The organism is Streptomyces sp. NPDC059255, from assembly GCF_042752355.1.
Taxonomy (GTDB): domain Bacteria; phylum Actinomycetota; class Actinomycetes; order Streptomycetales; family Streptomycetaceae; genus Streptomyces.
In genome coordinates this window covers 31,513-56,487 of sequence record NZ_JBHYZP010000017.1, presented here as the reverse complement: position 1 = coordinate 56,487, position 24,975 = coordinate 31,513, and the positions used below count along the sequence as shown (strand labels likewise).

Here is a 24,975-nt window from a genome sequence, read left to right as displayed (position 1 = left end):
CGTCGAGTGGAGTGGGGCGGGGTGGGGTGGGGCGGGGTGGGGTGGGGTGGGAGGTCAGGCGGCCGCGAGCTGTGCCGCGGCGTCGGCGACGGGGGTGCCGCCGGAGGTGAGCTCGATGATCACGCGGTTCAGGGCGGGCTCATGGAGGGCCGCGCCGATGAACGCGGCGACGTCGTCGCGGTGCACGTCGCCGTATTCGACGGCGGGTCCCGCCGTGACCATGCCGCTGCCGGGGGTGTCCAGGAGGGTTCCGGGACGGACGATCAGCCAGTCGAGAGCCGTGCGCGTCAGGTACACGTCGGCGGTCTTCTTGACCTTGACGTAGTGCTCGAAACCCTTGCCGCCCTCGCCGCCGCGCAGTGCGTCGGGGAACACCGAGACGAGCACGAACCGCGGCACCCCGGCGAGCGCGGCCGCGTCGGCGGCCTTCTCCAGGCCCTTGCCGTCGATGAGGGTCGTCTTGTCCGTCCCGGTGCCGTGCGCACCGGCCGAGAAGACGACGGCGTCATGGCCCCGCATCTTCTGCGCGAGTACGTCGACCGAGTCGGCGATGAGATCACCGATCACCGGAGTCCCGCCGGCCTCCCGCACGGTCTCGCCTTGAGCGGGCCCGCGATGCATGCCGGTCACCGAGTCCCCGCGTGCGGTGAGAAGTGGAGCGAGGCGGCGGCCGACTCCTCCGGCGGCGCCGATCTGGAAAACCTTCACGAATTCATCCTTTCGTTCGATGGGCGAGAGAGGGGCACGGTGTCCTCCGGTCGGGAAGCGAACACCTGGGAGTCATCGGCGAACGCCTCGGCCGGGACCGTCGACCGGTACGGCCAGGTGGAACCGGGGGTCGGCGGAATCGGAACAGTCACGGCGCCGCCTTTCCCGAGGCGAGTCCAGAGGGCCGAGCGCGCCATTGTCTCAATGTTTACATTGAGACAATATCCGAATGTTAACATGAGGACGCACGTTGAGGAGGTGCACGTCAGACATGAGTGATCAGGGCAAGGTGTCCCCGGCTCGCCGTCGCGGCCTGTCGGACGAGGTCGCGGACCGGATCCGGGAGGCCATCTTCAGCGGGGCCTACGCACCCGGCTCCCAGCTCCGCGAGGTGGAACTCTCCGCCGTCATGGACGTCAGCCGCGGCCCGGTGCGGGAAGCCCTGCGCGTGCTGGAGCGCGAGGGCCTGGTGCACTGCGCGTGGCATCGCGGAACGACGGTGACGGCTCTCTCCCCCGGGGATGTCGCAGAGCTCGACAGCCTGCGTGGCGCACTGGAAGACCTGGCCGTCCGCCAGGTGATCACGCACGCCTCGGACGAGGACCTCGCGTCCCTCGCCAAGGCAGCCGAGGTGATGAAGCCGGTTACGGACGTCCACGAGATGGTGCGACTGGACATCGCCTTCCACGACGCCGTCTTCGCCGCCGCCGGCCACCAGCGTCTCGCCGACGCGTGGGACGGCATACGGTGTCAGGTCCACTTGTTCCTGCTGACCCGGATCAACCTGAGCATCGAGGGATACCTCGGCTGCATCCCGCGCGAGCACCACGCGCTCGTCACCGCGCTGCGCTCCCGCGACACCGAAACCGCGCTCCGTCACTTCGCCGCGCACCGTCGCCACGCCGTCGACGTGGTGGCCGGGAGCACCGCCCCGGACTGAGATCGTGCGGGACGATGGGGCCCGGCGCCGCCGTGACGGGCAGGACGGTGCCGGGGAGCGCGTCGCTGCGAACCGGGCCTGCGCTCGTCAGCTTGGCAGCCCGCGCTGAGCGAGGCCGCTTTCGTAGGCGATGATGACGAGTTGGGCACGGTCACGAGCGTTCAGCTTGGTCAGGAGACTGCTCACGTGGGTCTTCACCGTCGGCAGACTGATGACCAGTCGCTGGGAGATCTCGGCGTTCGACAGTCCCTTCGCGATCAATCCGAGCACCTCCTGTTCCCGCTTGGTGAGTCCGACGAGCCGGGGAGCCGACCGAGCCGTGTCGTCGGTGTGGGAGAAGTTCGCGATGAGGCGGCGCGTGACCGTGGGGGCCAGTACCCCTTCGCCGGTGGCGATGACGCGAATGCCGGCGACCAGCTCGGACGGGGTGGCGTCCTTGAGCAGGAAGCCGCTTGCGCCCGCTTGGAGGGCCGGATAGACGTACTCGTCCATGTCGAACATCGTGAGGGCCAGTACCCGTACTCCGGTCATCGTCTCGTCGGAGCAGATCTCCCGCGTGGCGGCGATGCCGTTCATGACGGGCATCCGGAGATCCATCAGGACGACATCCGGTTTCAGTTGCCGCGCGAGTTCCACGGCTCTGACACCGTCGCCGGCCTCGCCTACCGCCCGCATTCCCGGTGTCGCATCGATGAGGACACGGAAGCTCCCGCGCAGCAGCGCCTGGTCGTCCACGATCAGTACCCGCAGCGCCTCAGTCACTCCGCGTCCTCCTGCGCTGCTCATGGGGGCCGTCGACTCCCACGGTCCTGGATGTTCCGCCGTGCCGACCGGGCCGAACGACTGTTGGGACCGTACAGGTCGGGGACGGAAGAGCGTCGGGTGTGTCCCGTCATGCGTCCCAGCGTGCGTGCCGGAGGTAGCCGAGGATCAGCGCCACCACGGTCCACACGAGCAGCACCACCGCTCCGATGTACCCGTCCGGCGAGCCGATGGTGAGCAGGTGTGTGCCGGCCCGGTCGGGGAAGTACCGTGCCACCTCCTTCGTCGCTCCTACGACGGACAGGATCTGAGATCCGGCGAGCACTGTCGGGAGCAGAACGGCGAGCGGGACGACGGCGCCGCGGGCCATCGCGGCGATGCCTGCCGCGAACAGGGTCATCAGCGTCAGATAGACCACCGCGCCGGCCAGGGCACGAGGGACGCCGCCCGCTTCGATCGAAGTGCCGTAAGGCCCGAGGGCGCACTGGGTGACCAGGTAGCTGATGACGGTGACGGGGATGGCGACGGCCGCCGCGGAGACGGCGGTGACGGCCATCTTCGCCGCGTAGAGCCGCCCGCGCCGGGGCACCGCGAGCAGCGAGACCCGCATCATGCCCGACGTGTACTCGCTGGAGACGATGAGCACACCGAACACGATCAGGGCGAGCTGGCCGTAGAGGATGCCGTCCAGGCCGGCCTGCTCAGGGGTGAAGTCGGAGCGGAGCCCCGGGTTGCCGGATTGAATCGCGCCCCTCGCCGACCATCCGCCCAGGGCGGCGATGAGGACACTGACCGGGACGAAGAGCAGCAGGGCGGTGAGGGTGCTGCGGATGCCGCGCAGCTTGGCGAATTCGGCCCGGACGGCCGCGAGCGTCTCAGACATGGGTGGCGCTTCCGCCGTCGCCGATGAGCTTGAGGAAGGCGTCCTCAAGGGAATCCGTGTGGCTGCTCAGCTCGTCGAGCGGGAGTCCGGCTGCCGCGGCCAGCCGGCTGATGGTGGCTGCCGGCACGCCGTCGACCTCCAGGCTGCCGTCCGGTGCGAGCCTCAGCGATGCCCCCTGCCGGCCCAGCGCGCTGGTGAGCCTGGCGAGTTCAGGTGTCCGCACGCGTACATACGTACGCCCGTGGCGTTGGACGAAGTCCGACATGCTCGTCTCGGCGAGGAGCTGTCCGCGGCTGATGACGATCAGATGGTCCGCGACCATGGACATCTCGGTCATGAGATGGCTGGAGACGAGGACGGTCCGGCCTTCGGCAGCCATGGAGCGCAGCAGTTCACGCAGCCACCGGATTCCCTCGGCGTCGAGACCGTTGACCGGCTCGTCGAGCACCAGAACCGGCGGATCACCGAGCAGGGCCGCGGCCAGACCGAGTCGCTGGGCCATACCGAGGGAGAGGGCCCCGATACGCCGCCGGGCCGCTCCCGTCAGGCCGACCTGCTCAAGGACTTCTCCGATGCGTCCGCGGGGAATCCGGTTGCTCCGCGAGAGCCACAGCAGATGGCGGGCGACGGTCAGGCCGCGATGCGGAGCCGACGTCTCCAGCAGGGCCCCGACGTGCCGGGCCGGACAGGTCAGCTCGTCGTAGGAGCGGCCGTCGATGCGTGCTGATCCGGCCTCGGGACGGGTGAGGCCGAGCATCATCCGCATCGTCGTGGACTTCCCCGCTCCGTTGGGTCCCAGGAACCCGGTGACGGACCCTGAGCGCACCGTGAAGGTGAGACCGTCCACGGTGGTGTGCTTCCCATACCGCTTGGTCAAGTTCTGTACGTCGATCACATGGTGAGTCTGGTCAGGCGCCTCACCGGCCGCATCGGTCCGGAGGCGGGACAATCGGACGGCTCGCGCGGGCTGGAGTCATACTCGCGAATGAGTCGTGCTCAGTACGGCAGCGTGGCAAGGACCCGGAATCCCGCGCCCGGTTGGGGACCGGCCCTGAGGGTGCCACCGTGGGCGGCGACCCGCTCCTCCATCCCGACGAGTCCCCATCCGCCACCGGGCACGGTCGATCGGCGCCCGGGCCCCGGGCCCTCGTCGGTCACGTCGATCGTCAACGTGCCATGCTCCGTGGTGAGACGCACCCTGCAGCGGGTCGGTGCGGCGTGCTTGACGACGTTCGTCAGCGCCTCCTGGACGATCCGGTACGCGGAGAGCGCGACGCCGTCGGGAAGTTCCTCCGCGCACCGCGAGCGCAGATCCACGCGGACACCGGCCGTTTCGGCGGTCCTGAGCAGAGCGGGCAGGTCCGACAGCCCGAGAACCGGCCGGAGGTCCTGAGCACCACCCTGCTGCTCCCGGCGCAGCACCTTCAGCGTGGCCCGCATGTCGCGCAGTGCCCTGCGGCTGACGTCCTCTATCACCGTCAGGGCTTCCCGCGCCTCCTCCGGGCGGGTGGCGAACACGTGGTTGGCGACGCCTGCCTTGACGGCGATCAGGCCCACGCTGTGCGTGACCACGTCATGGACGTCACGGGCGACGCGGAGGCGTTCCTCGGCCCTCGCCCGCTCGGCGGCATGCTCGACGGCGCGCCTGACGTTCTCCCGCCGCTCCCTGACGGCCGTGCCCGACGCCCAGGTGGCACCGAGGACGAGCAGGGCGAACACGGCCTGTGCGACCTTGGTTCCGCCCTGGTATCCCTGCCCTCCCGTCACCGTGAGCAGGAGCGCCCCCGCCGCGCACAGCCCGGCGACGAAAACGGCGGACAACCCTGGTTGCCGCGTCCTTGTCGCCGCCACCGCATACAGGGCGTACGCCGCGGCAAGAAACGGAGCCGGGCCGACACCCAGGGCCAGTGCCGCACAGGCCGTGGTCAGCACAACCCAGAAGACCGGCACGGGCCACAGCCGCCGGGCCACCAGCGGCAGCGCGCTGCTCAGCGACAGCAGCCACACGGTGCTGACGCTCACCTCGCCGCTGACGGCCGGCCGCAGTACCGACACCTGCGGGAGCAGTGCGAGCCCGAGTGCAGCCAACACATCGAGCGTGATCGGACGCCGACGAGGGACATCGCTCATGCCCTCAACGTAACCGAACGGCGTCTTCCCCCCACCCGGTAGGACTCCGGCCGGGGTCGGTGACGGCCAACAGGCCGGCCGCCTGTCCGGTGATGCCCGGGCCTGCGGATGGATGGCCTCTCCACGATGAGGAGTTGACGTGTGGTCCGCCGGGAAGGCCGTGCCGTCACCGTCGGGCTCTCCAGCAGGCCCAGGCGAGGCAGGCCAGAAGCCCGGTGGTCACCAGGTCGCCGCCGCGGATCGGCGCACCGGGTTCTTTGGATGCGATGCTGCCGACGGCGAGCGCCGCGAAGCCCACGGCCAGCCCGGCCCAGATACGTGCCACGTCCACCCCCACCACCGCGGATCCGACAGCCACCGTACCGCCGCTCGGAACATGGTGTCGGCCGCCCCCGGATCCCGGGCACCGGCAGCGCGGCGCGCGGCTGCAGGCCGTAGGGCGACAGATCAGCTACGGGCTGTGCGTGCCTGCCGTCGGGCCGGCACAGCCCGGTCACGTCTCCTCGGTGGCACGGACGCCGTACCCGCGCGGCGGGCGTGCGTCGTTCTGAGCGGCGGACTTCCGCTCCGGCGTTACGTCTTCGACGTCGCGGGCGTCCGCTAGTTCAGGGTCTGGAGGGCTTCGGCGCCGAAGGGAACGAGCTCGGACTCCTTGCCGTCGAGGATCTTGTTCGCCCACTGCGGGTCCGCCAGCATCGCCCGGCCGACGGCCACGAGGTCGAACTCGTCCCGCTCCAGGCGTTCCAGGAGACGCTCGACGCTGTCCACCCCGACGCGCGCGGTCCCGAGGGTGCTGGGGTCGAAAACGGCGTCCAGTCCTACCGAGCCGACCGTGATGACGGGCTTGCCGGTGAGCTTCCTCGTCCAGCCGGCCACGTTCAGGTCGAGCCCGGTCTCGGGGAACTCGGGTTCCCAGTAGCGGCGGCCCGAGGCGTGGAAGGCGTCGACACCGGCCTCGGTCAACGGGTCCAGCAGCGCCTGGAGTTCGTCCGGACCGGCGGCGAGCCGGGCATCGTAGTTGTACGCCTTCCACTGGGAGAAGCGCAGGATCACCGGGAAGTCGGGCGAGACCTGTTCACGGACGGCGGTGACGATGTCGGCGGCGAACTTCACCCGCGAGAGGACGTCGCCGCCGTAGGCGTCGGTGCGCCGGTTGGTCCGCTGCCACAGGAACTCGTCGATGAGGTAGCCGTGCGCGCCGTGCAGTTCCACGCCGTCGAACCCGATACGTTCGGCTTCCCGCGCCGCATCGCCGAAGGCCCCGATGATGTCGTCGATATCGGAAAGGGACAGCGTCTTTCCGGCTCCGGGGGTGCCGTCGAGCGCGATGCCGGACGGACCGACCGACGGGGCGTCGGCGAACGGCGGGTTTCCTGCCTTCCGCGTGATGCCGACATGCCACAACTGGGGCACGATCCGGCCGCCTTCGGCGTGCACGGCGTCGACGACGCCGCGCCAGCCGGCGAGCTGCTCCGCACCGTGGAAACGCGGCACGCTCTCCACGTCGCCCGCGCTCGGGTGATCGACGTAGGTGCCCTCGGTGACGATCAGCCCGGTTCCGCCCGCGGCCCGCCGCGCGTAGTAGGCGGCGACGTTCTCCCCCGGCACACCGCCCGGGGACTGGGCCCGGGTCATCGGAGCCATCACGATCCGGTTCCGCAATTCCATGGAACCCAGCGTGAAGGGCCTGGCCAGGTACTGAGCTGCGAGCGAAGGCATGAAGACGTAACTCCTCGGACGAGTAATATGTACTTTTCAAACGTACATATCTCACCCGCAAAGTGCAACTGTGACAAGTACTCTTTAAGGTCTGGGAGGGATGTCCGATAGGCTGCACTTGAGGAGAAAGGGTGGTACCCCCGTGTTGGACGTCCGGTTCTCCAGCGCCCTGACGACGTTGGTGTTCCTCGGCGTCGCAGCCGAGGAAGGCACCGCGGTGGTGAGCTCAAGCCAGCTCGCCGAGGGCCTGAACACCAACCCGAGCCTGGTCCGCAAACTCCTGGCCCCCCTCGTCAGGGACGGCTTGGTGGACTCGGTGAAGGGGCGCACCGGTGGCGCGAAACTGGCCCGCTCCCCGCAGGACATCCCGCTCGCCGAGGTCTACGTCAGCGTCATCGGCGACAAGCCACTGTGGACGTGCCGCCCCGAAGGCCGGCAGACCTGCCAGGTGTCGGCACACACCGCCGGGTTCTTCGCCCAGCTGACCGAGCGCGCCGAGCAGGCCGTACTCACGACGCTCGGCGACCAGACGCTCGCCGACGCCATGCACGAGCTGCGCTGCACGGACCACCACACCCGTCCGACCGTTCCGGCCACCGGCCGGACCCGCACCGGCGGTACGCGGGCTCGGGTGTGATCCGCTGACGTCGCCTCGCAATCCGTCGGGTGCGGCGCTCGGTGATCGGCGTCCCGGCCGTTGCCGACAACTCGTTCAGTGTGAGAGCCGGGCACGGGGCCGGGCTGCCACATCATGCGCAATTCGTGAAATACCGTGTTTCCATGGCGCGCGCCGGTGGTTCCCATGCCCATGGACCGGATGGGTCTGTGTCTTCGGGCCGGTCCCTCGCTCCGCTGCTCGCGGTCTGTGCGGGTTACTTCATGGTCATCCTGGACGTGACCGTCATCAACGTCGCCGTTCCGGTGGTGGGACGGGAGCTGTCGGCGTCCCTCACGGGGATCCAGTGGATCACCAACGGCTACACCCTGATCTTCGCGGGCCTGCTGCTCACCGGCGGCGCGCTGGGTGACCGGCTGGGCAACCGCCGGATCTTCTGCACCGGGGTGGTGGTGTTCACCGTGGCCTCGGCCGGCTGCGGACTGGCCTGGAGCACCGGCACCCTGGTCGCCGCCCGGCTCTTGGAAGGAGTGGGAGCGGCACTGATCGTGCCCGCCTCCCTCGCCCTCCTCCAACACGCCTTCCCTTCGCCCGCCGAGCGCTCCCGGGCCTTCGGTCTGTGGGGCTCCATGGCAGGTATCGCCGCCTCCGCCGGTCCCCTTCTGGGCGGGCTCCTGGTCACCACCGTGGGCTGGCGCTGGGTGTTCTTCATCAATCTGCCTGTCGGGGGTGCCTGTCTGCTGCTCACACTGCGCCGCGTGCCCGCCTCGGCCCGGCGTACGGACCGTCCCGTGGACTGGCCGGCCCAATGCGCGGTCATCGCGGTGGTGGCCCTGCTCACCGCCGTTCTCAACGAGGCCGGACGGCGCGGCTGGACGGACCCACTGATTCTGACCGGGGCGGGCCTGTGCCTGCTGGCGGCCGCCGTGTTCGTCCTGCGCGAGCACCTGGCCCGTACTCCCCTGCTGCCCCTGCGGCTGCTGCGCTCCCGCCCGATGAGCGGCGGGGCGGCCATCGGCCTGCTGTTCAACTTCGCCTTCTACGGCATGATCTTCACCGCCAGCCTGTACTTCCAGCACCAGCGGGGACTGAGCGCGCTGCGCACCGGGTTCGCCCTCTTTCCCGCGGTGGCCATGACCATGTTCGCCTCTGTCCTGTCCGGGCGACTCGCACGCCGCACCGGACACCGTCCGCTCGTGGTCGTCGGCATGCTCCTGGGCGCGGCGGGCCTGGCGGGCTGGGCCGCGGCCGGACCTGACCCGTACTATCCACTGCTCGTGGTGCCGATGATGGCGGCGGGCTTCGGAACGTCGTTCGCCCTCACCGGCTCGACCACCACGGTGATGTCGGCCGCCCCGGACCAGTACTCCGGCACCGCCTCCGCCCTGTTCAACACCACCCGTCAGGTGGGCAGTGCCGCGGGCGTCGCGCTGGGAGGCTCCCTGCTGGCCGCCGCGGCCAGCTTCACCGCCGGGCTGCGGACCAGCATGGCCGCCGGCGCGGCCGCGTATCTGGCGGCCGCCGCCCTCGCGCTCTTCTGCATCCCGCGCAAGTCCCCCCGCCGCTCCCCGGCTGAATGAGTGGCATGCGGACATGTTCTTCCGCGGGTTCGAGCTCGCCGTGGCCTCGATCCGCACCCTCCGGCCCGATCCGTGCGGCCGGGTCAGCCGGTCGTGAGGACCATCCGGAAGCGGGCCTTGCCGGCGAGCATCTTCTGGAATGCCTCCTCCGCGCGGTCCAGCGGCACGGGCTCGGTCATGGGCCGGATGTCGTGCAGGACGCTGAACGCCATGGTGTCCTCGACGTCCTGTGCGGTGCCGGAGGGGTGGCCCCTGATGACATAGGCGTCCGAGAGCAGTTGGGACGGGTTGATGCCCAGCGGTGCGGTGTCGGCTCCGATGACCACGAGTTCGCCCCGGGGCGCCAGGCCGTTCACGACGGAGGTGATGGCTTCGGAGTTCGCGGCGGTCGCCAGGAGGACCTTGGCACCGCCGAGGGACCGCAGGCTCTCGGCTGCCGGGGTGCCGGCCGTGCTGTCCACGTAGTGATGAGCACCGAGTCGCTCGGCGAAGTCGGCCTTCTCGGGACCGCGGGCGATCGCCACGGTCTCGAACCCCATCGCGACCGCGTACCGCACGGCGAGGTGCCCCAGGCCGCCGAGCCCGAGCACCGCGACCAGGTCACCGGGCCGGGCGGAGCTGCGCCGCAGCCCGTTGAAGACCGTCACGCCGGCGCAGGCGAGGGGCCCGGCGTCCGAGGCCGTCAGCCCGTCGGGGATGCGGGCCAGTGCGTCGACGGGTGCGATCACCTTCTCGGCGAATCCCCCGTCGTACGTCCATCCGGGAACCTTCAGGTTCCGGCAGACGATGAAGTCGCCCTGCCTGCAGGGCTTGCAGTGTCCGCAACTCCCGCCGAACCAGCCGACGGCGACCCGGTCACCGACCTGCCGGCCCTGCGCCCCGGCACCCTCGCCCAGTTCCTCGACGCGCCCGGCGATCTCGTGCCCGGGCACGACGGGAAAAGACACTCCAGGTAGTCCGCCGCTCACGAAGAAGGCATCGCTATGACAGATCCCGCATGCCTCCACGGCGATCCTGACCTGACCGGAATCCGTCCGCCGCAGCTTCCGCTCGGTGAGTTCGAGCGTGCCGTTCGGAGCGGTCACCTCCGCGGCTCGGTAGGTATCCTTCATCAGCGCTCCTCGGAAATCGTACCCGTGGACCGGCGGGCCCGCCCGGGGGCTGTTTCCGGGAGGCTCCTGCTCGGCCGCGTCGCGTCCCACGGTGTTCCGCCGGAATTCCATTCTCAAGGCGGAAGCGGCCGACGGCAATCCACGACGCCGGCCGACCGCCCCTGAGCTGCGAGGAACGGTGAGTCCCCGGTACGGGCCCGATCACCTCCGGATCACGTTGACCCGCGAAACAGTCCCCCCGTGGCCGTCACGGCCGCGGAGGGACCGCGCAGTCAGTGTCGTCCCGCGACGACGCCTGACCATTCGTTGGTGCTCTCCGGCAGGGTGACGGAGGCGGTCTTCCTGCCGGTCGCGAGGTCGATGGCGTGCAGGGCCTTCTCGCCGGGGTCGGAGACGTACGCGGTGCCGTCGCGGACGAACAGGGTGGGCCGGGCCGCTTGCCAGTCCAGCGGCTCCTGCCACGCGCCCACGGCGGGGATCCTCTTCTCGACTTCGCCGCTGTTCTGGTCGATGACGTGGAGGGCGCCGTCGGTGCCGAGGACGAGGGCCTCGCCCCGCGGGCCGCGGGCCAGCGAGCGGAAGGAGTAGCTGGTGCCCAGGTCGACAAGGCGGAGCCTCTTCTTCTCCGTGTCGGTGAGGGAGACGCGGGTCGGCCGCTCCAGCTCGGCCTCCGGGTCGGTCTTGTAGTCACCCAGGAGGACCGGGGAGGCGTCGCTGCCGGCCTGGCTGCCGATGCGGCCGTAGTCGTCGGGGGCGTCGACCTTGGTGAAGTTCCCGTCCTGGTAGATCAGGACGCCGTCCTCGCAGCCGACGGCGATCGCCTCGTTCCGGGCCGCGGCCTCACCGTGCACGCCGGGGGCACTTCTCGTTGCGGGTGATCTCCTTGTTGTTCTCGTCCAGCACCAGCGCGCCGGTCCGCTTTTCCTCGGTGCCCAGGGTGCTGAGAAGTTCACCGTCGGCCAGTGCGACGGCGACACCGTGGTGTGCCTCGGCAGACGTTGACCTCTCCGGTGCCGTCGGTGAAGAGCGCCGTCCTGCCCGCGTGCCGTACGACGTGGCCGGGCTTGGACCCCTGGTTGACGTGGTCCTCGTCGCCGGGGCCTGGTGCGGGACGGCCCAGGCGGGCCCCGCGGCGGCGAGCGGCACGGCGGCGGCCCCGGACGCGAGCACGGCGCCCAGTACGCGGCGGCGTGTCATGCCGTCCCGGTTGGTGAACGGTGTGGCGGTCACGGGCCCTCCCCGGAGTGTTCCTGAACGTCGAATGCGTCACGAAGCCCGGTCTGACGGCCCGTAAGCATGGACGTCGCACTGTCAGGCATCCCACTCGGGCCGCATCGGCCCACGGGTTTACCTCCACAGGATGACCGGCCCGGCGGTGTGGTCCTCACGGGAGACGTCGCGCTCCGGCGGGCGTGCGGTCCGGGAGGCCGCCCTCGGCCGGCCCTCCCGATCCCACCCGTGCTTCCGCGGCGGTGCGGTTTCCGGCTGCTCGCGGCCGCCCTTCCACTCCGCGTCCCCCGCGCCCCCGTACTTCTTCACGCGGCGCGGAAGGGCGTTCCTTCATTCCACCGGGGCTCCCGGGCGAACACCGGTCGCGGACCGGTCACGTCCCGGCCGGGATCCGCTCGACCAGCGCCGCCGCCTCCGCACCGCGCACCACGAAATGCACATCCCACGGCGCCTCGCGCGCCAACTCGGCTTCGACGGCGGCCCATACGGCGGCCAGACTGACGCGGTACGGCAGCCCGCCGCGCCCCGAGCCGAGCAGGGGGAAGCACACCGAGCGCAGCGGCGGCGTGTAGCGGTCGTGTTCCTCGGCCAGCAGTGTGAGGGCCCGGGACACGGCCCGCGTGACATCGGCGGGGAGCACGTCGTAGTCGTTGGTCCCCGCCCGCGGAACGGCGATCGCGGCGTGGTAGATCCGCCGCACCCCCTGTCCGGCCAGCGCCCCCGAGCCCGTGGCGGCCACCGTGCCGGGCAGCACCGGGCGTCCCGCGGTCCCCTGCCGGGCGGCCCATGTGCGCAGCTCGTCGTGGAGCGGGTCGTCCCGCACGTCACCGGTCACGCCTCGTACGGCGGCCGCGCGGCGGAGCGACGCGGCGACCGACGACTTGTACCGCTCGGGGAGCGCGAGGTGGACGTTGGCGGGGGAGACGATCACGTCCACGTCCCGCAGCAGGTCCACGGGGTGCATATGGAGGGTAAGCCTCGCCGGTCGGCCGCCGGCCCGGACCTGGACGAACCGGTGGGTGCCGACCCCCCACTCGCCCTCCTCCGCGCCGCCCGCCTCCGTCCCCTGCGACACCAGCCGCAGGATGTGCTCGGCGACCTGTCCGAGGACCATCACCTCGTGGTCCTTGCGGAAGCGCTCGACGCTCACGCCGTACACCGAGGCCGCCCGGGCGCGGCGTGAGGACGCCGGCCAGTCACGGGTGCCCTGAGCCAGCCCCAGGGTGTATTCGGCGGCGGCGCGCAGCGTGCCCGCGTCCAGACGCGACGCGGCGAGCCGCAGCAGCGCCTCCACGGACGCGCCGGGACTGCGGGCGGCGGTCGCGGTCAACGCTTTCTCCGCGGCCGACTCCAGAGCCGGGAGGGCGCGCCCGCGCAGCCGGACCAGCCCCGCGCGCCTGACTTCTCTGAGTTCAGCCAGAAGTGACGCGGACTCAGAAAGGGGTAATGCCATGCGTTCACCATGGCATCGCGCTTCGCCCGGGGACAAGCGGGGCCGCCGGCGCCGGCCGGGGCGGGCGCTTTCCGTCCGGCGCGAAACGCCACCGCCCACTCACCGGAGCAGCCGACCGCCGTGTCCGCCCGAGCCGTCGACCGGTGCCTTCGTCAGTCCCGCAGGCACCAGCCGACGAACCGGGCGATGCTGGCGTCCACCTGGCCGTTCTCGTCGGCGACCGCGGCCGTGCAGAAGTAGCGGACCTCCTGGAAGTCCAGTTCCATCGCCTGGACAAGGCTGCGCAGGCCGAGGCCGTCGCTGAGCCAGGCGCGGGCGCGGGCGCTGTCGTCGAGCCGGTCGGGCACCAGGCCGTGCTCGGCGAGCAGGTCCGTCTTGCTGATGGCGACGGCCAGACGGGAGCGCTTGAGCGGCGCGTCCATCGCGGCCACCGCCTGGACGGACCGGCCGAAGACCTCTTCCGGGTCGACCGTCGAGGCGAGGGTACGGTCCAGCAGTGGGCCCGGCGCGGGCTCCAGTGAGGTCCAGAACGCCTTCACCGACATCGGGTCCAGGACGAAGACGAAGGTGCGGGCGTCCCGGGCGTAGCGCAGGGCGTCCGTCCCGTCGCGGTCGACGAACCGCTCGCCGGCCGTGTCGAAGAGATGGACCAACCGCTCGGAGCGGCCGGTGCCGAGGACGAAGGAGTGTGCGCGGGGCAGTGCCGTCTGAGTGGCGAGGGTGTGGCCCCGTATCCGCAGTACCTCGCGCAGCACCTGGTAGTTGGCGTTCGAGTCGTCGTCGGCGAGGGTGAATGCCGGGCCGCCTCCGGACGCCGCGTTCTCCAGGGCCAGGAGCATCGCCGCCATCAGCTGGGTCTTGCCGGCGGCCCGTCCGCCGATCAGCGGGAGGACCAGCTCGGGCATGTGTCCGGCGTCCGTGTTCATCGGCTTCCCGCAGTGCGGGTGTACGCAGTACGCATGGAGGCGGGCGTCCCTGCTCATCAGCATCAGCAGGGTGGGCATGCCCTGGCCGCACGCGCAGCGGCGCCGGAAGAGGCCGTAGGTGCCCGGCCGGATGTCCGCGTGCCGGCGCCGGCAGGTGGTACGGGGGCAGTCGTAGGCCGGGTAGGGGACGCGTTCGAAACAGTGCGGGCAGAGCATTCCGCCGCGCAGCCGCCTGACCCACAGCACGGCCCGGTCGACGGCCCGCAGGGTACCGGCGACCAGCCGCGCCCCGGCCGACAGCAGGAGGAGGACGAGTCCGTGCAGCGCCAGCAGCGCGGCGAGCGCGGGCGGCGCCAGAACGGCGCCCAGGCACAGGCCCAGGTAGAGCGTCAGCCCGTACGGCACGGTGAGCGCTCGGTGCCGTGCCGGGGCGACGAACTGCCCGGTGGTCACGGCGCGGAAGGAGTCACCGGTCGTCCGGGCGTACGCCTGCCGTTCCAGTGTGAGCATCTGGCGCAGGTCGCGGAAGCCCGGCCCGAAGAAGTAGTTGCGGTACGCCTTCACCTCCTCGTCCTGCGGACGGTGGGGCGGCAGCGTCCGGAACTCGGGGGTGCGCCGGTACACCACGCCGATCAGCAGCCGGACGTGGCCCCAGAGGAGTTCCGCCGCCAGCGCGAGGCCACGCAGCAGCACGAGGGCCGGGACGACCACCAGGTAGGCGCTGAGCGCGGCAAGGTAGAGCACCGGTACGAGGACCCAGGCGATGATCTCGGCCACCGGATGTCACCGTCCCTTCTTCTCGCCCGGGGTGCCGTCGTTGCCGCGGCGGCGGGGCAGCCGCACCTTGCGGGCCAGCTTCTGTGTGCCGCTCAGGCGGCCCTCGGCACACTCCCGGTAGTAGTCGGCGAGCGGCGTGAGGTGGGGGCGTACCGCGGCTTCCAGTCGCTTCAGGTCGGCGGTCCGCCAGTACCTGCCGGTGTGGCCGCGGATCTCGAGGACGAGTTCCTGCTGGGCCTGCGGGAGCCGGCCGGTGGACGTGGGCAGCGCGGCCACGGCGGCGACGTGGCCGAGCAGGATGTCGTCGATCCGTCCGCCGCCGGTCGCCGCCCGGCGTACGGCCGTCAGGTACTGCTCCGCGAGGGAGTGGCCGAAGTCCGGGAACTCGCCGCGGAGCCGGCCGACGTCGGCGGGCAGGGCGAGCATGGCCGGCACGAGGCGGTACCGCCTCAGTGCCTGCGGTGCGCCCCACAGGGCGGTGCCCGGGGCCCTGAACGCGCGGGCCAGTTCGGTGGCCTCGCGCTCCGCGCGCAGCGCCCGGTCCAGTTCGAGGATGATCCGCACGCGTTCCTGTGCGGCCGGCGGCAGCCAGGCGAAGCACCCCGGTGAGGAGAGCGTCTCGCAGAGTTCCAGGCAGGCCGTCAGGTCCGGCTCGTCGTCGATCCGCTGGCTGACCGCGCGGTCGAACCACTCGCCGACCGCCTCGTCCACGTGTCCCGAGCCGGTCAGCCCGCGGGCGATCCGCAGGGCCTCCCGGTGGGTCCAGGTCCGTGAGGAGTGCCGCCACAGGCCGCCCAGCAGTTCGGCGTCGGGCGAGGTCCGGCCGCGGACCCCCAGGATCGCGAACATGATCTCGACCGTGCGCGCGGGTTCCCGTTCGGCCCGGGCCCGCCAGTGGTACTCCAGGAGCAGCGGACGGTTCCGCAGGTCCCGTTCACCGAGCAGGTCGGCGGGGAACTGCGTGAAGAGCTGCTCCTGCCCGTCCCGCCTCTCCAGGGCCTCCCGCACCGCCTCGGCCAGGGCCTCCCGCATCTGCGGCATACCGCCGACGAGTTCCGTCACCTCGCGCCGCAGACCGGGGCCGGGGGTGGTGGAGCCGAGCAGGGTGCGGGCCAGGGCGAGCGTCTCGTGTGCGACGAGGTCCGGTGCCGGTGCGAGGCGGGCGCCCTGTGCCCAGAGCAGCAGCCGCACCCGCTGCCGGGCCGTGGTGGCCTCGGTCCGCAGCAGCCGTTCCCACAGGGCGGTGGCCCGGTCGCGCTCCGCCGGGCCGGTGAGCGGAACGGGCTCGGTGGCGTTCTCGGCGCCGGTCATGTGGGCTCGTATCCGGGACTCGTGCAGTTTCCCCTCGATCTCCTGGTGCGTGGACAGGTCTCCGCCGGCCTTCGCGGCGGTGCTGAGCGTGGCCAACTGGTCGTCGTCCAGGTCCCGGTGCTTGCGGTGCAGGTCGGCGGCGACGGTGGCGCGCCGCGCCCCCAGATGGCCGGCGCCGGCCAGCCAGCCGATCACCGCGCGTACGTCGGCGCCGGTGAGGGCGATGCCGCCCGATGCCGCCGCCGCGGCGACGGGGGCGTGCCAGTCGTCCGGTGTCTCCTCCCGGCCGTGGACGTAGTCCGCGGCCCAGGACCAGACGGGCCGTACGGAGCCGACGCCGATCCGGGTGAGCAGTGGCACCAGGCGGGGAACGGCGACCTGGGGGAACCGGCCCCGGGAGAAGTCGAAGACGGTGTAGGCGGCCTCGTCGTCGGTGCCGAAGTCGAGCTGTGCCTCGGGCACCGTGCCGATCAGGTGCAGCCTGCTGCGGGCGGGCCGGAAGACATAGGTGGCGAAGGAGAGACGGCGGGCGAGCGGGGGCGGCAGCAGGTACGAGACGGCGGCGAACCAGTGCGCGATCCGGTCGGTCGACTCGTCGACCACCACGACCGAGCCGTGTTCGGTGAGCGCGGCGAACGCGGCGGCCAGCAGCTCCGGCAGCCGCTCCGCGTGCGGGTGGGCGCGGACGAAGTCGCGCACCGCCCCGGCGCCGAGCGTGCCGCGCGGGGGCGTCGCGGCGAGCGCCGGGATCTCGGTGCTCGGGGACGCGGCGCGGGTCCACACCGGCGAGTCCCACAGCTCGATCCCCAGCATGCCGCCGCAGGCCGCGGGGAAGTTCTCGCTGTGCAGGGCGTGGGCGAAGTAGTTGCCGAAGCGGCGGGCGGAGTCCCGGCCGACGTACCGCACGGACAGCGCGGTGGCGGTCCGGCCCTGGGGGTCGTAGGGCCGGTAGCAGAGGTTGACCGGGCAGCGTTCGAGCAGCTCCGGGGTCTCCGACTCCACCATGGAGCGCGGCGGTTCATACCCTGCGAGGGCTTCCACGGCGTTGCGGGTCTCGACGCCGACGTTGGGGCTGACGGCGTTGAACTGGAATCCGGAGAAGCCGGTGAGCCCGTGCTCGCACGAGGTGTAGTACAGCTGCTGGAAGTGGGCCGCGGGGCCGGCCGGCGGCCCGGGCGCGGCCTCGCCGGTCATCCGCGCCCCGCCTTCGGCACCGAACCGAACTCGGAGAGCACCCACAGCAGCGGGTCGGCCACCCGGTAGGGCTGGATGCCGGTGGGGGCGACCCGGGCGTCGGGGGTGGGGTTACGGCCGAGGGCGGAGACCCCGAAGTAGCGGTAACGCGTGTAGTGGTTCTCCAGGAGCTGGTCGATCTGGACGCCGTCCCAGTCCTTGAGGAGCCTGCGTACCTCCTCGTGGACGCTGAGGCTGTCGCCCACGTCGAAGCGGGCGCCGAGCGGCGCGTGGTCGCGCAGCGGGCTGCCGGAGCCCAGGAGGTGCCAGAAGGCGTCCATCTTCGAGAAGACCACCGCGATCGGCGTGTCGATCTTCTGCGCGGACCGGCCGCCGCGGGGTGCGAGCAGGAGGCCGGTGACGCGGGAGAGGAGGTTCATGGGTGTGTCGAATCCCTCGGTGCCCGGCATCGGCGTGCCCGGCAGGGCGCCGTCGCGGGCGTCGGGCATCTGCAGCGGGTCCAGCAGCAGGATGATGCCGTCGGCGCCCGTGAGGTAGCGGGTGTTGAGCTCCACGCTCTCCCGGGAGCTGAAGTCCTCGCCCGCCGTGTCGAAGAACGACAACACGGTGTGCTGCGGGCGTTCGCCGAGGAGGGTGCGTCGGCCCATGCTGAACCGGAAGACCAGCGGGTCCACGCGGTTGAGGTTGGTGGAGGCGGTCTGGGTGCCGGGGAACATCTGGTTGTCGCGGTAGAGGCGGTCCTCGTAGTCGGTGCTGTAGCGGCGCATCGTCGCGTCGTCGAGGCCCATCAGGGCGGCCCCGAACGCCTCGCCGACCCTGTTCCGCATCTCGTGCAGCAGCACCGTCATGTACACGGTCTTGCCGGACGCCTTCGCGCCGACCATGGCGATCAGGCGGTTGTCGATCCTGCCGAACTGGACGGGCAGCTCCGAGTGGCACACCGGGCAGATCCGGTAGGTGCTCTCGCCCTTGCACACCGGGCACAGGGCCGTCGGTTTGCGGCCGTCCGCGGCGAAGTCCGGGCCGAGTTCGTGACTCGGGCGCGGGCCCCTGCGCTCGTCCAGCACCTGGTCGCGCACGCGCGGGCACTGCTTCCCGGTAGGGCTGAGGCGGCTGTTGCAGCGGAAGCGGATCTCTCGCGGGGCGAAGCTCTCGTAGCAGTACGGGCAGGTGAGGCGTCTGGCCATCAGGTCACTCGCAGTCTGTGCAGCGCCGTCGGCCGGATGTCGACGGCGGCGTCGGTGGCGGCGTTGCCGTCCGCCGGGAAGCAGACCAGCCAGGAAGGCCCCCGGGTGGCGGGCAGCGGGAACTCCACGGTCAGCGGGGTACCGCCGGGCAGTCGCTGCGCGGGCACCTCGTACAGCACGGTCCCCTCGGCGGTACTCGTGGGGCGGAACCGGCCGAGGCTGTGGACGATGCGCAGGGCGGGCAGATCGCAGCCGGTCGCGGAGGTGAAGGCGACCGACGCGACCCGGCCCTTGAGGCGCCGGCGCACGCTCGGCTCGTACTCCACCACGGGCGCCTCCGCGGGCACGACCAGCGACGAGGCGCCCTCGCAGTCCGTGCCGGGGTCCGCGACGAGGGCCTCGACGGTGAGAGTGACCGCGCCCCGGCCGACGGCCAGTTCGAGGCCGCCGTCGTGCTCGTAGACACGGCGCCGGCACAGCATGTCGCCGTCCCTCGGCATGCCGTTCGGCCCCGCGGTGCCTCCCTCGCGGCGCCATCGGACGCGGGAGCTGAGGGCGCCGTCGGGCCAGGCCCACAGGACGAGGAGGTGGCCGCCGCGCCGCAGTGCCTGGAGCTGCCCGACCGGCACCGCGAGAAATGCCTGCGGATCCGTGGCGCGGCCGGTGGCCGGGTCCCTGAGCGGATCGGCGGGGTCGGGGGAGGTAGCGCCGGGGGTACGGGAGCCGTACGGGTCAGGCGGGGGCTCGTGGCCGTCCGGTGGCAGGGGGGAGTCCTCCGGCGCCTGGCGGGGGCCGGGGACGGTGGAGGTTGAGGTGGTGGAGGTGGAGGTGGAGGAGGTGGAGGCCGTGGAGGCCGCGGGCCGGGGGCCGGTGTCCGGGGCCGACCGGCGCGAGGCGGGGGCCGGGCCCGGGGGCGTGTGTGGGTCCGGGGCCTGGGACGAGTGGGGGGTCGAACTCGCGGGCGAATGTGAGTGGTCGGGGTTCGGGGGGCGGCCGACCGGGTCGGCCCGTAGGGGTGTGGGTGGGGCGTGGCCCGCGTCGGCACGGCCGGCGGTCGAGTCGTCCCGGTGCGCGGGCTCGGGGTCCTCCGGCAGTGGGTGCCACGGGCGGGGGTCCGGGTCCGGCCCGGGGTCCGGTACGGGAGCCGTGGCGATGGCGGTGTCCGGCAACAGGTACCGGTCGTCCGCCCGGGCCGGGCCTGACACGGCTCCGTCGACGATGCGCAGGACACCGAAGTCGCGCAGCGTCAGCAGCCCCCGTACGACGGCGAGTTCGGGCAGATGGCAGCGGACCGTCAGCCCCTGGGCGGCCGGCAGCTCCTCGATCTCCACCCGCCGCCCGGGCGTCGCGCACAGGCCGCCGGCCAGCAGGACGGTGTCCACCACCGTTCCCGGCGTGGTCAGTTGCTCCGTCACGGCGGCCAGGGCCCGTTCCCGCAGCGGCGCCACGGCCCGCTCGAAGCCGGCGCGGTCCAGGGTCAGCCGGTGCCGGCCCCCTGCCTGGTCCGCGACGGTCTCCGTGACCGCGTCCGACCTGCCCAGCGCGCGCCGCAGGGCCTCCGCCGCCCGGCGCGCGTCCACCCCGTCCGGCAGTCGGCCGGCGAGACCGGCGGCGAGTGCCGCGTCCCAGTCGTCGCCGCCCAGCGGATGACTGCGAGTCCGGACGACGCGCACCGTGAGGTCGGGTGTGATGGCGAGGGTGGTCAGGTCCAGCGTCGTCGCCCCCTGATCACAAACCAGCACCGTACGGTCCACGCCCTCGGAGACCGCGCCGTAGTGCAGCGCCACGGCCACCGGGTCCGGCACCACGCGGACGACGTCCAGCCCGGCGCTCTCGGCCGCGCGCCGCAGCTCGTCCTCCCGCCCGCCGGACGCGGGAAGGCCGAGGACCGCCTCCCGGTCGGGTTCCGCCGCGGTGGCGGCCGTGCCGTCCGGGGCGGGGCCGAACAGCAGAGGCAGCGCCCTCAGCGGATCGAGGACGCCGTCCGTGCCGTCGAGCCCGGTCGCGGCCACGACCGGGCCGCCGTCGGGGCCGATCCGTCCGACCCGTCCGAAACGGTGCCCGAGATCGATGCCGATCATGTTTCCCCGCCCCTCTCCCGCGCGGTGGGCGCGGTCCCCTCGGCCGTGACCCACGCCGTGCCGTCGGCCGCGACGCCGGCCCGGATCCGGGTGCCCGGGACCGGCCGGTATTCCAACAGGTGGTGCACGACGGCCGCGCGCACCCGTTCGAGTTCGTTGCGGATCTGCCGTCCGCCGTACGCCTGGTGCTCGGGGTCCGACATCCGCTCGGTGATCCACGGGTGCAGGGTGTCCGTGTCGTGGACCAGCTCGACCCGGTGCCGTTCCCGCACCGACTCGCTGAGCTGGCCCAGCAGCCGGTCGGCGATCCGGACGATGTGCTCGCGGCGCAGCATGTCGAAGACGACCACGCCGGGCTTGAGCCGTCCGTAGATCTCCGGCCTGCCGATCTGCCGGAATTTCTCCTCCACCGCCCTGGTGAAGTGTGCCTCCAGCGCGGCGTAGGGGAGCTCGTCGTCGCGCTCGCTCAGCAGGTCCTGTACCGCTTCGGCGCCCGTGTTGGAGGTGAAGATGATCAGGCACTGGGAGAAGTACGCGGTCTGACCGCGTCCGTCGGTGAGCCGCCCGTCCTCCAGGATCTGCAGGAACTTGTCCAGGACCTTGGGGTGCGCCTTCTCGATCTCGTCGAAGAGCAGCACGCTGAACGGCCGTTCCTGCACCCTGCGTGTCAGCTCGCCGCCCTGCTCGTAGCCGATGTAGCCCGGTGGGGCGCCCGCGAGGCGCTCGGCGGCGTGCTCCTGCTGGTACTCACTCATGTCGAACCGGGCGTAGGCGCCCTGATCACCGAACATCAACTCGGCCACGGACTTGGCGAGTTCGGTCTTGCCGACGCCGGTGGGTCCGACGAAGAAGAACGCGCCCCGGGGCCGGGCGGTGCCCGAGTTGCCGAAGTCGACGCCGACGAAGGCGGCCTGGAGGGCCGACGCCACGGCGTCCACGGCCGTGGACTGGCCGACCACCCGGGCCCCGAGCACACCCGCGGCGCCCGCGACGGTCTCCCGGTCGAGCTGGGTCCAGGGGTCGACGCTCACGTTGAGCCGGTGCTGCTCCAGCAGCTTGTCCGGCTTGCCCAGGGGCACCTTGCGCAGCCACGAGGTCCGGGCGAGGGCCTCGATGTCCCAGCCCGCCATGCCGTCGGTCGCGCCGACGAGGCCCTCCAGATCCGCGCGCGAGGCGTCCTGGTCGCCGTTGAAGTGCCGTCGCAACCAGGTCAGCCAGAGGCGCCGCTCGCTGGGGTCCGGCGGGCCGATGTGCAGGGCGGCGATCCGCGGGTCCTCCAGGTGGAACCAGCCGGGCAGCCGTCCGACGTCGCCCACCGCGCAGAGAACGGCGTTGCGGGCGTGCGGAACCGGTCCGGTGGCGGTGTGCGGGGACACGGCGTCCGTCATCGCGGCACGCAGCCGCAGATAGCCCAGGTCCGCGTCGGGCCGGCCGGGCGGGAAGTGGTGGTCGACGTCCTCGAAGACGAAGGCCGTGGCCGCGTCGGGCGAGGCGACGAGGCGGTGCACGGTGGCGACTACGTCGTCGAAGGTACGGGGCCGCCCCGGTGTCCGCGGGGCCAGCAGGCGGTCCCGGCCACGCTGCCGCTCGTCACCGCGCCGGGAATGCGCCGTACGGGGCGCCTGGTCGCCCGGCCCGTCCGCCGGGTCGGGTGTCACGCCGCGGTGTCCCCCGGACAGACCGGACGGGGCGTCGGGTGGGGCGGCCGGCGCGGTGGTGCCGCGGGAGCCGTCGGGTGGGGTGACCGGCGGCGTGGTGGCGCCGCGCGCGCCATCGGCGGCGGGAGGACCGGAGTTCAGGCGGTCGAAGCGTTCGGCATGGCCGCGCAGCGGGAAGGTGAGCCCGGCGACCGGGTCCCACCAGCCGACCACCTCCGCGCCGCGTGTCTCCAGCGTTCCGGCGACGACCTGCCGGAAGGACGCGGGCCGGTCCTCGAACCACCAGCGGTCCCTGATCTGCCCGTTCAGGATCACCTGGCGCCCGCGCCGCAGCTCCCACCCGAGGGAGACGGCCCACAGCGGCATCATGCCGTCCGCGGCGGCCGGCTCGCCTTCCCGGGCCGTGTCACCCGAGTGCGCCGGGCGTGCGGCCGGCCACGCGCCCGTGCCGCCGACGCCGTTCGCCCGCTTCCCCCGGTCGACCGTGCTCACCGCGTCCACCGCCACTCCTCGGTGCCCGGCAGCCGCTTGGTCTGCCGGGACGGGGGCTTGCCCTGCCAGGTGAGTTCACCGGGGAGGAATCCGTCCTGCCCGCCGACCACCTCGTGCACCCGCTCCAGGAGGTCCTCCGTGCGGTCACAGACCGCGCCCTCGGGCGCGGGCTCCAGGGTCACGTCGGGCTCGCCGTCCACGTGGTAGACGAGTACGGGTGTGCCGCCGGTGTCCGTGGCGATGGTCGTCTCGTAGCTCGCGCCGCTGGGCCGCTCGAAGCGCAGGACGAGTCGCTCGCCCTGGTCCTCGCCGCCGAGGAAGGCGAACCCCTCGCCGAACATGGCGTCCTGCAGTGCCTGCCCGAGATCCATCCTGCGGGTATGGGCCAATTGCAGTTCGTCCAGCCGGGCCTCCGCCTCCGGGAGCAGTTCCTCCAGGGCCGCGACCGCGGTGAGGGCCTCGTCCGCCGCGCCTGCTCCGAGCGGCGCGGTGACGGTGCGCAGAGCCTCCTCGATGCGTCCGGCGAGTTCCGGGTCGGCGAGCTCGCGGGCCTCGTCCGCCGCGTCGCGCGCGGACCGCCGGACGATGTCGAGCCGGTCGGCCGCCTCGCCGAGCGCCGCCGCGCGGCGTTCTTCCTCGGCCGCCAGTCGCTCGCGCTCCGCCTCCTCGGCCGCGGCACGTTCCTCGTGACGTGCCTCGTCCGCGGCCCGTGCCTCGCGCGCCTCCCGGTCGCGGCGCAGTCCGTCCTCGACGCGCTGCGCGGCGGTCGCCGCGTGCCGGGTCAGCGCGTGTTCCACCGTGCCGAGCAGCGCCTCGAAGCGGGTTCGGTCGTCCGGTCCGGACAGGCCGCGCAGCCGGTCGAGCAGTTCCACGCACCGCTGCCGGCCCTCCGGGTCCTGCGCCGCCACGCCCGGTCCCAGCTCCGCGAGCCGGCGCTCGCAGCCGGCCAGGAGGGCGCCGGGGTCGGTGTCCCGCTCGCGGTCGTCTCCTCGCCTGCTCAACAGGACGACGCGCCCGCGCAGTTCCTCGATCGGCCCGCCGAGCTGCTCCACGCCTCCGACCCTGCCCCGCAGGGCCCGTAGCTGCTCCTCCAGGGTGTTCAGTTCGCCGACGGGTACGCCCTCGTCGGACGCCCGAACCCGGCCGAGCAGGTCGCGTACCTCGTCGAGGCGGCGCACGTCGGCACCGGCCTGCTCCCGGCCCAGGCCCGTGGCGTGGGCCTGCCGTTCGGTGGCCCGGCGGGCCGCCCGCTCGGTCTTCGTGCGCTCGGCCACGGTCCTGGCCCGCTCCCGGCGGGCGGCCGCCTCCCGAGCCCGTCCGGCGGCGAGTTCGGCGCGCTCCCTGGCCCGCTGCTCCTCCCGTCGGCGGCGTGCCTCCCGCTGTTCACGGCGCCGCTGCTCCTCGCGCCGCCGGTAGGCGGGTGCGACCGTGACGGTGCTGTACTTCGGTGATCCGCTCATGTTTCCCTCCGTGCCTGGGTGCGCAGCACGAAGCCCCGCCCCGCGAGTTGTTCCTCGAGGCCCTTCCGGAACCCGGGGGTCGGCGGCACCCCGGCCCAGGAGAGCGATCCATCGGCCTCCAGCGAGAGTTCGACGCCCGCGCTGGTGTCGGGCTCGGACGCCAGGTGCGCGTAGCTGCCGGTGAGGGCGACGATGCGCTGGTTGGCCGAGCCGCGCCAGCGCAGACTGGCGTGGCGTGCGGCCACGTAGGGTCCGTCGACAAGGAGGTCGAGGCGCCGCAGCAGGGCGCGCCGGTCCGGGCCGCCCTCGCGCAGGGCCTCGTACCGGTGTCCGGAGTACGCCATGGCGCTGAGGCCGGGCCGGCGCGCGCGCACGGCGTCGAGCAGCGCCGCCAGGGCCGCCGCCTGGCTGAAGGGTTCGCCGCCGGAGAAGGTGACGCCCTCCACACCGGGTAACCCGCAGAGCCAGTCGGCGAGTTCGTCCACGGTGGAGGCGGTGCCGCCCTCGAAGGGCAGCGTCTCGGCCGCCACGCAGCCGCGGCAGCGCAGCGGGCAGCCCTGGACCCAGATCACGGCACGGGTCCCCGGGCCGAGGACGGTGCAGTGGTCGAGCCTGCGGGCCACGGAGAGCAGCGGCACCTCGGACACCCCCGTCGCCCCGGCCTCTCCTGTCCCCTCCGCCTCCCCCATCGCCCCGGTCACCTCTGTCACTCCGGCCTCTCCCATCGCCCCGGTTGTCCCCGTCACTCCGGCCTCC

The 24,975-nt window shown here is 72.4% G+C and carries 19 protein-coding genes and 1 pseudogene; 3 read left to right on the top strand and 17 right to left on the bottom strand.

The window, feature by feature from the left end:
* Positions 1-54 precede the first annotated feature (54 nt).
* Positions 55-708 (bottom strand): NAD(P)H-binding protein, encoded by a 654-nt coding sequence (locus ACFXKG_RS20705; protein WP_384840819.1) that lies wholly within the window; start codon positions 706-708, stop codon positions 55-57.
* A gap of 271 nt (positions 709-979) precedes the next feature.
* Between ACFXKG_RS20705 and ACFXKG_RS20700 the strand changes: the two genes are divergently transcribed.
* On the top strand, positions 980-1,648 hold the full coding sequence (locus ACFXKG_RS20700) for a GntR family transcriptional regulator (protein ID WP_384840817.1): 669 nt from the start codon (positions 980-982) through the stop codon (positions 1,646-1,648).
* Positions 1,649-1,735: 87 nt separating this feature from the next.
* Here ACFXKG_RS20700 and ACFXKG_RS20695 read toward each other — a convergent pair whose 3' ends face one another.
* The 6 genes from ACFXKG_RS20695 to ACFXKG_RS20670 all read right to left on the bottom strand — a co-directional run bounded on the left by ACFXKG_RS20695 (position 1,736) and on the right by ACFXKG_RS20670 (position 7,142).
* A complete protein-coding gene (locus ACFXKG_RS20695) occupies positions 1,736-2,434 on the bottom strand; it encodes a response regulator (RefSeq protein WP_384840814.1) in 699 nt (232 codons plus the stop codon).
* 106 nt (positions 2,435-2,540) lie between these two features.
* Entirely contained in the window at positions 2,541-3,293 is a 753-nt protein-coding gene (locus ACFXKG_RS20690; RefSeq protein WP_384840811.1) for an ABC transporter permease, read from the bottom strand.
* Complete coding sequence (locus ACFXKG_RS20685; RefSeq protein ID WP_384840808.1) at positions 3,286-4,188, bottom strand: ABC transporter ATP-binding protein; 903 nt, start codon at positions 4,186-4,188, stop codon at positions 3,286-3,288. Before ACFXKG_RS20685 ends, ACFXKG_RS20690 begins: the two co-directional genes overlap by 8 nt.
* Before the next feature lie 101 nt (positions 4,189-4,289).
* Entirely contained in the window at positions 4,290-5,423 is a 1,134-nt protein-coding gene (locus ACFXKG_RS20680) for a sensor histidine kinase (RefSeq protein ID WP_384840805.1), read from the bottom strand.
* Positions 5,424-5,589: 166 nt separating this feature from the next.
* Positions 5,590-5,781, bottom strand: a complete 192-nt coding sequence (locus tag ACFXKG_RS20675) for a hypothetical protein (protein WP_384840802.1) — start codon at positions 5,779-5,781, stop codon at positions 5,590-5,592.
* A gap of 242 nt (positions 5,782-6,023) precedes the next feature.
* Positions 6,024-7,142, bottom strand: a complete 1,119-nt coding sequence (locus tag ACFXKG_RS20670) for an NADH:flavin oxidoreductase (RefSeq protein WP_384840799.1) — start codon at positions 7,140-7,142, stop codon at positions 6,024-6,026.
* Between the two features lie 142 nt (positions 7,143-7,284).
* Between ACFXKG_RS20670 and ACFXKG_RS20665 the strand changes: the two genes are divergently transcribed.
* A complete protein-coding gene (locus ACFXKG_RS20665; RefSeq protein ID WP_384840796.1) occupies positions 7,285-7,779 on the top strand; it encodes an RrF2 family transcriptional regulator in 495 nt (164 codons plus the stop codon).
* 143 nt (positions 7,780-7,922) lie between these two features.
* Complete coding sequence (locus ACFXKG_RS20660; RefSeq protein ID WP_384840793.1) at positions 7,923-9,338, top strand: MFS transporter; 1,416 nt, start codon at positions 7,923-7,925, stop codon at positions 9,336-9,338.
* Positions 9,339-9,421: 83 nt separating this feature from the next.
* Here ACFXKG_RS20660 and ACFXKG_RS20655 read toward each other — a convergent pair whose 3' ends face one another.
* From ACFXKG_RS20655 to ACFXKG_RS20610, 10 genes and pseudogenes are all read right to left on the bottom strand, one after another.
* The gene (locus ACFXKG_RS20655; protein ID WP_384840790.1) at positions 9,422-10,450 is read right to left on the bottom strand and encodes an alcohol dehydrogenase catalytic domain-containing protein; all 1,029 of its coding nucleotides are present in this window, start codon (positions 10,448-10,450) and stop codon (positions 9,422-9,424) included.
* Positions 10,451-10,722: 272 nt separating this feature from the next.
* Positions 10,723-11,525: pseudogene (locus tag ACFXKG_RS20650) on the bottom strand (hypothetical protein); the annotation flags it as partial.
* Positions 11,526-12,053: 528 nt separating this feature from the next.
* A complete protein-coding gene (locus tag ACFXKG_RS20645; protein ID WP_384840787.1) occupies positions 12,054-13,133 on the bottom strand; it encodes a macro domain-containing protein in 1,080 nt (359 codons plus the stop codon).
* Between the two features lie 152 nt (positions 13,134-13,285).
* Positions 13,286-14,836 (bottom strand): hypothetical protein, encoded by a 1,551-nt coding sequence (locus ACFXKG_RS20640; RefSeq protein ID WP_384840785.1) that lies wholly within the window; start codon positions 14,834-14,836, stop codon positions 13,286-13,288.
* A 6-nt stretch (positions 14,837-14,842) separates the two neighbouring features.
* A complete protein-coding gene (locus ACFXKG_RS20635; protein ID WP_384840782.1) occupies positions 14,843-17,341 on the bottom strand; it encodes a GTPase-associated protein 1-related protein in 2,499 nt (832 codons plus the stop codon).
* On the bottom strand, positions 17,338-18,528 hold the full coding sequence (locus tag ACFXKG_RS20630; RefSeq protein WP_384840779.1) for a hypothetical protein: 1,191 nt from the start codon (positions 18,526-18,528) through the stop codon (positions 17,338-17,340). The genes ACFXKG_RS20635 and ACFXKG_RS20630 overlap by 4 nt, the downstream gene beginning before the upstream one ends.
* Positions 18,528-20,609, bottom strand: coding sequence for an Hsp70 family protein (locus tag ACFXKG_RS20625; RefSeq protein ID WP_384840776.1), 2,082 nt, complete (start codon positions 20,607-20,609; stop codon positions 18,528-18,530). The genes ACFXKG_RS20630 and ACFXKG_RS20625 overlap by 1 nt, the downstream gene beginning before the upstream one ends.
* Complete coding sequence (locus ACFXKG_RS20620) at positions 20,606-22,759, bottom strand: AAA family ATPase (protein WP_384841149.1); 2,154 nt, start codon at positions 22,757-22,759, stop codon at positions 20,606-20,608. Before ACFXKG_RS20620 ends, ACFXKG_RS20625 begins: the two co-directional genes overlap by 4 nt.
* Entirely contained in the window at positions 22,756-24,219 is a 1,464-nt protein-coding gene (locus tag ACFXKG_RS20615; RefSeq protein WP_384840774.1) for a hypothetical protein, read from the bottom strand. The genes ACFXKG_RS20620 and ACFXKG_RS20615 overlap by 4 nt, the downstream gene beginning before the upstream one ends.
* Positions 24,216-24,929, bottom strand: a complete 714-nt coding sequence (locus tag ACFXKG_RS20610) for a 4Fe-4S single cluster domain-containing protein (protein WP_384840771.1) — start codon at positions 24,927-24,929, stop codon at positions 24,216-24,218. The genes ACFXKG_RS20615 and ACFXKG_RS20610 overlap by 4 nt, the downstream gene beginning before the upstream one ends.
* Between the last annotated feature and the right edge of the window lie 46 nt (positions 24,930-24,975).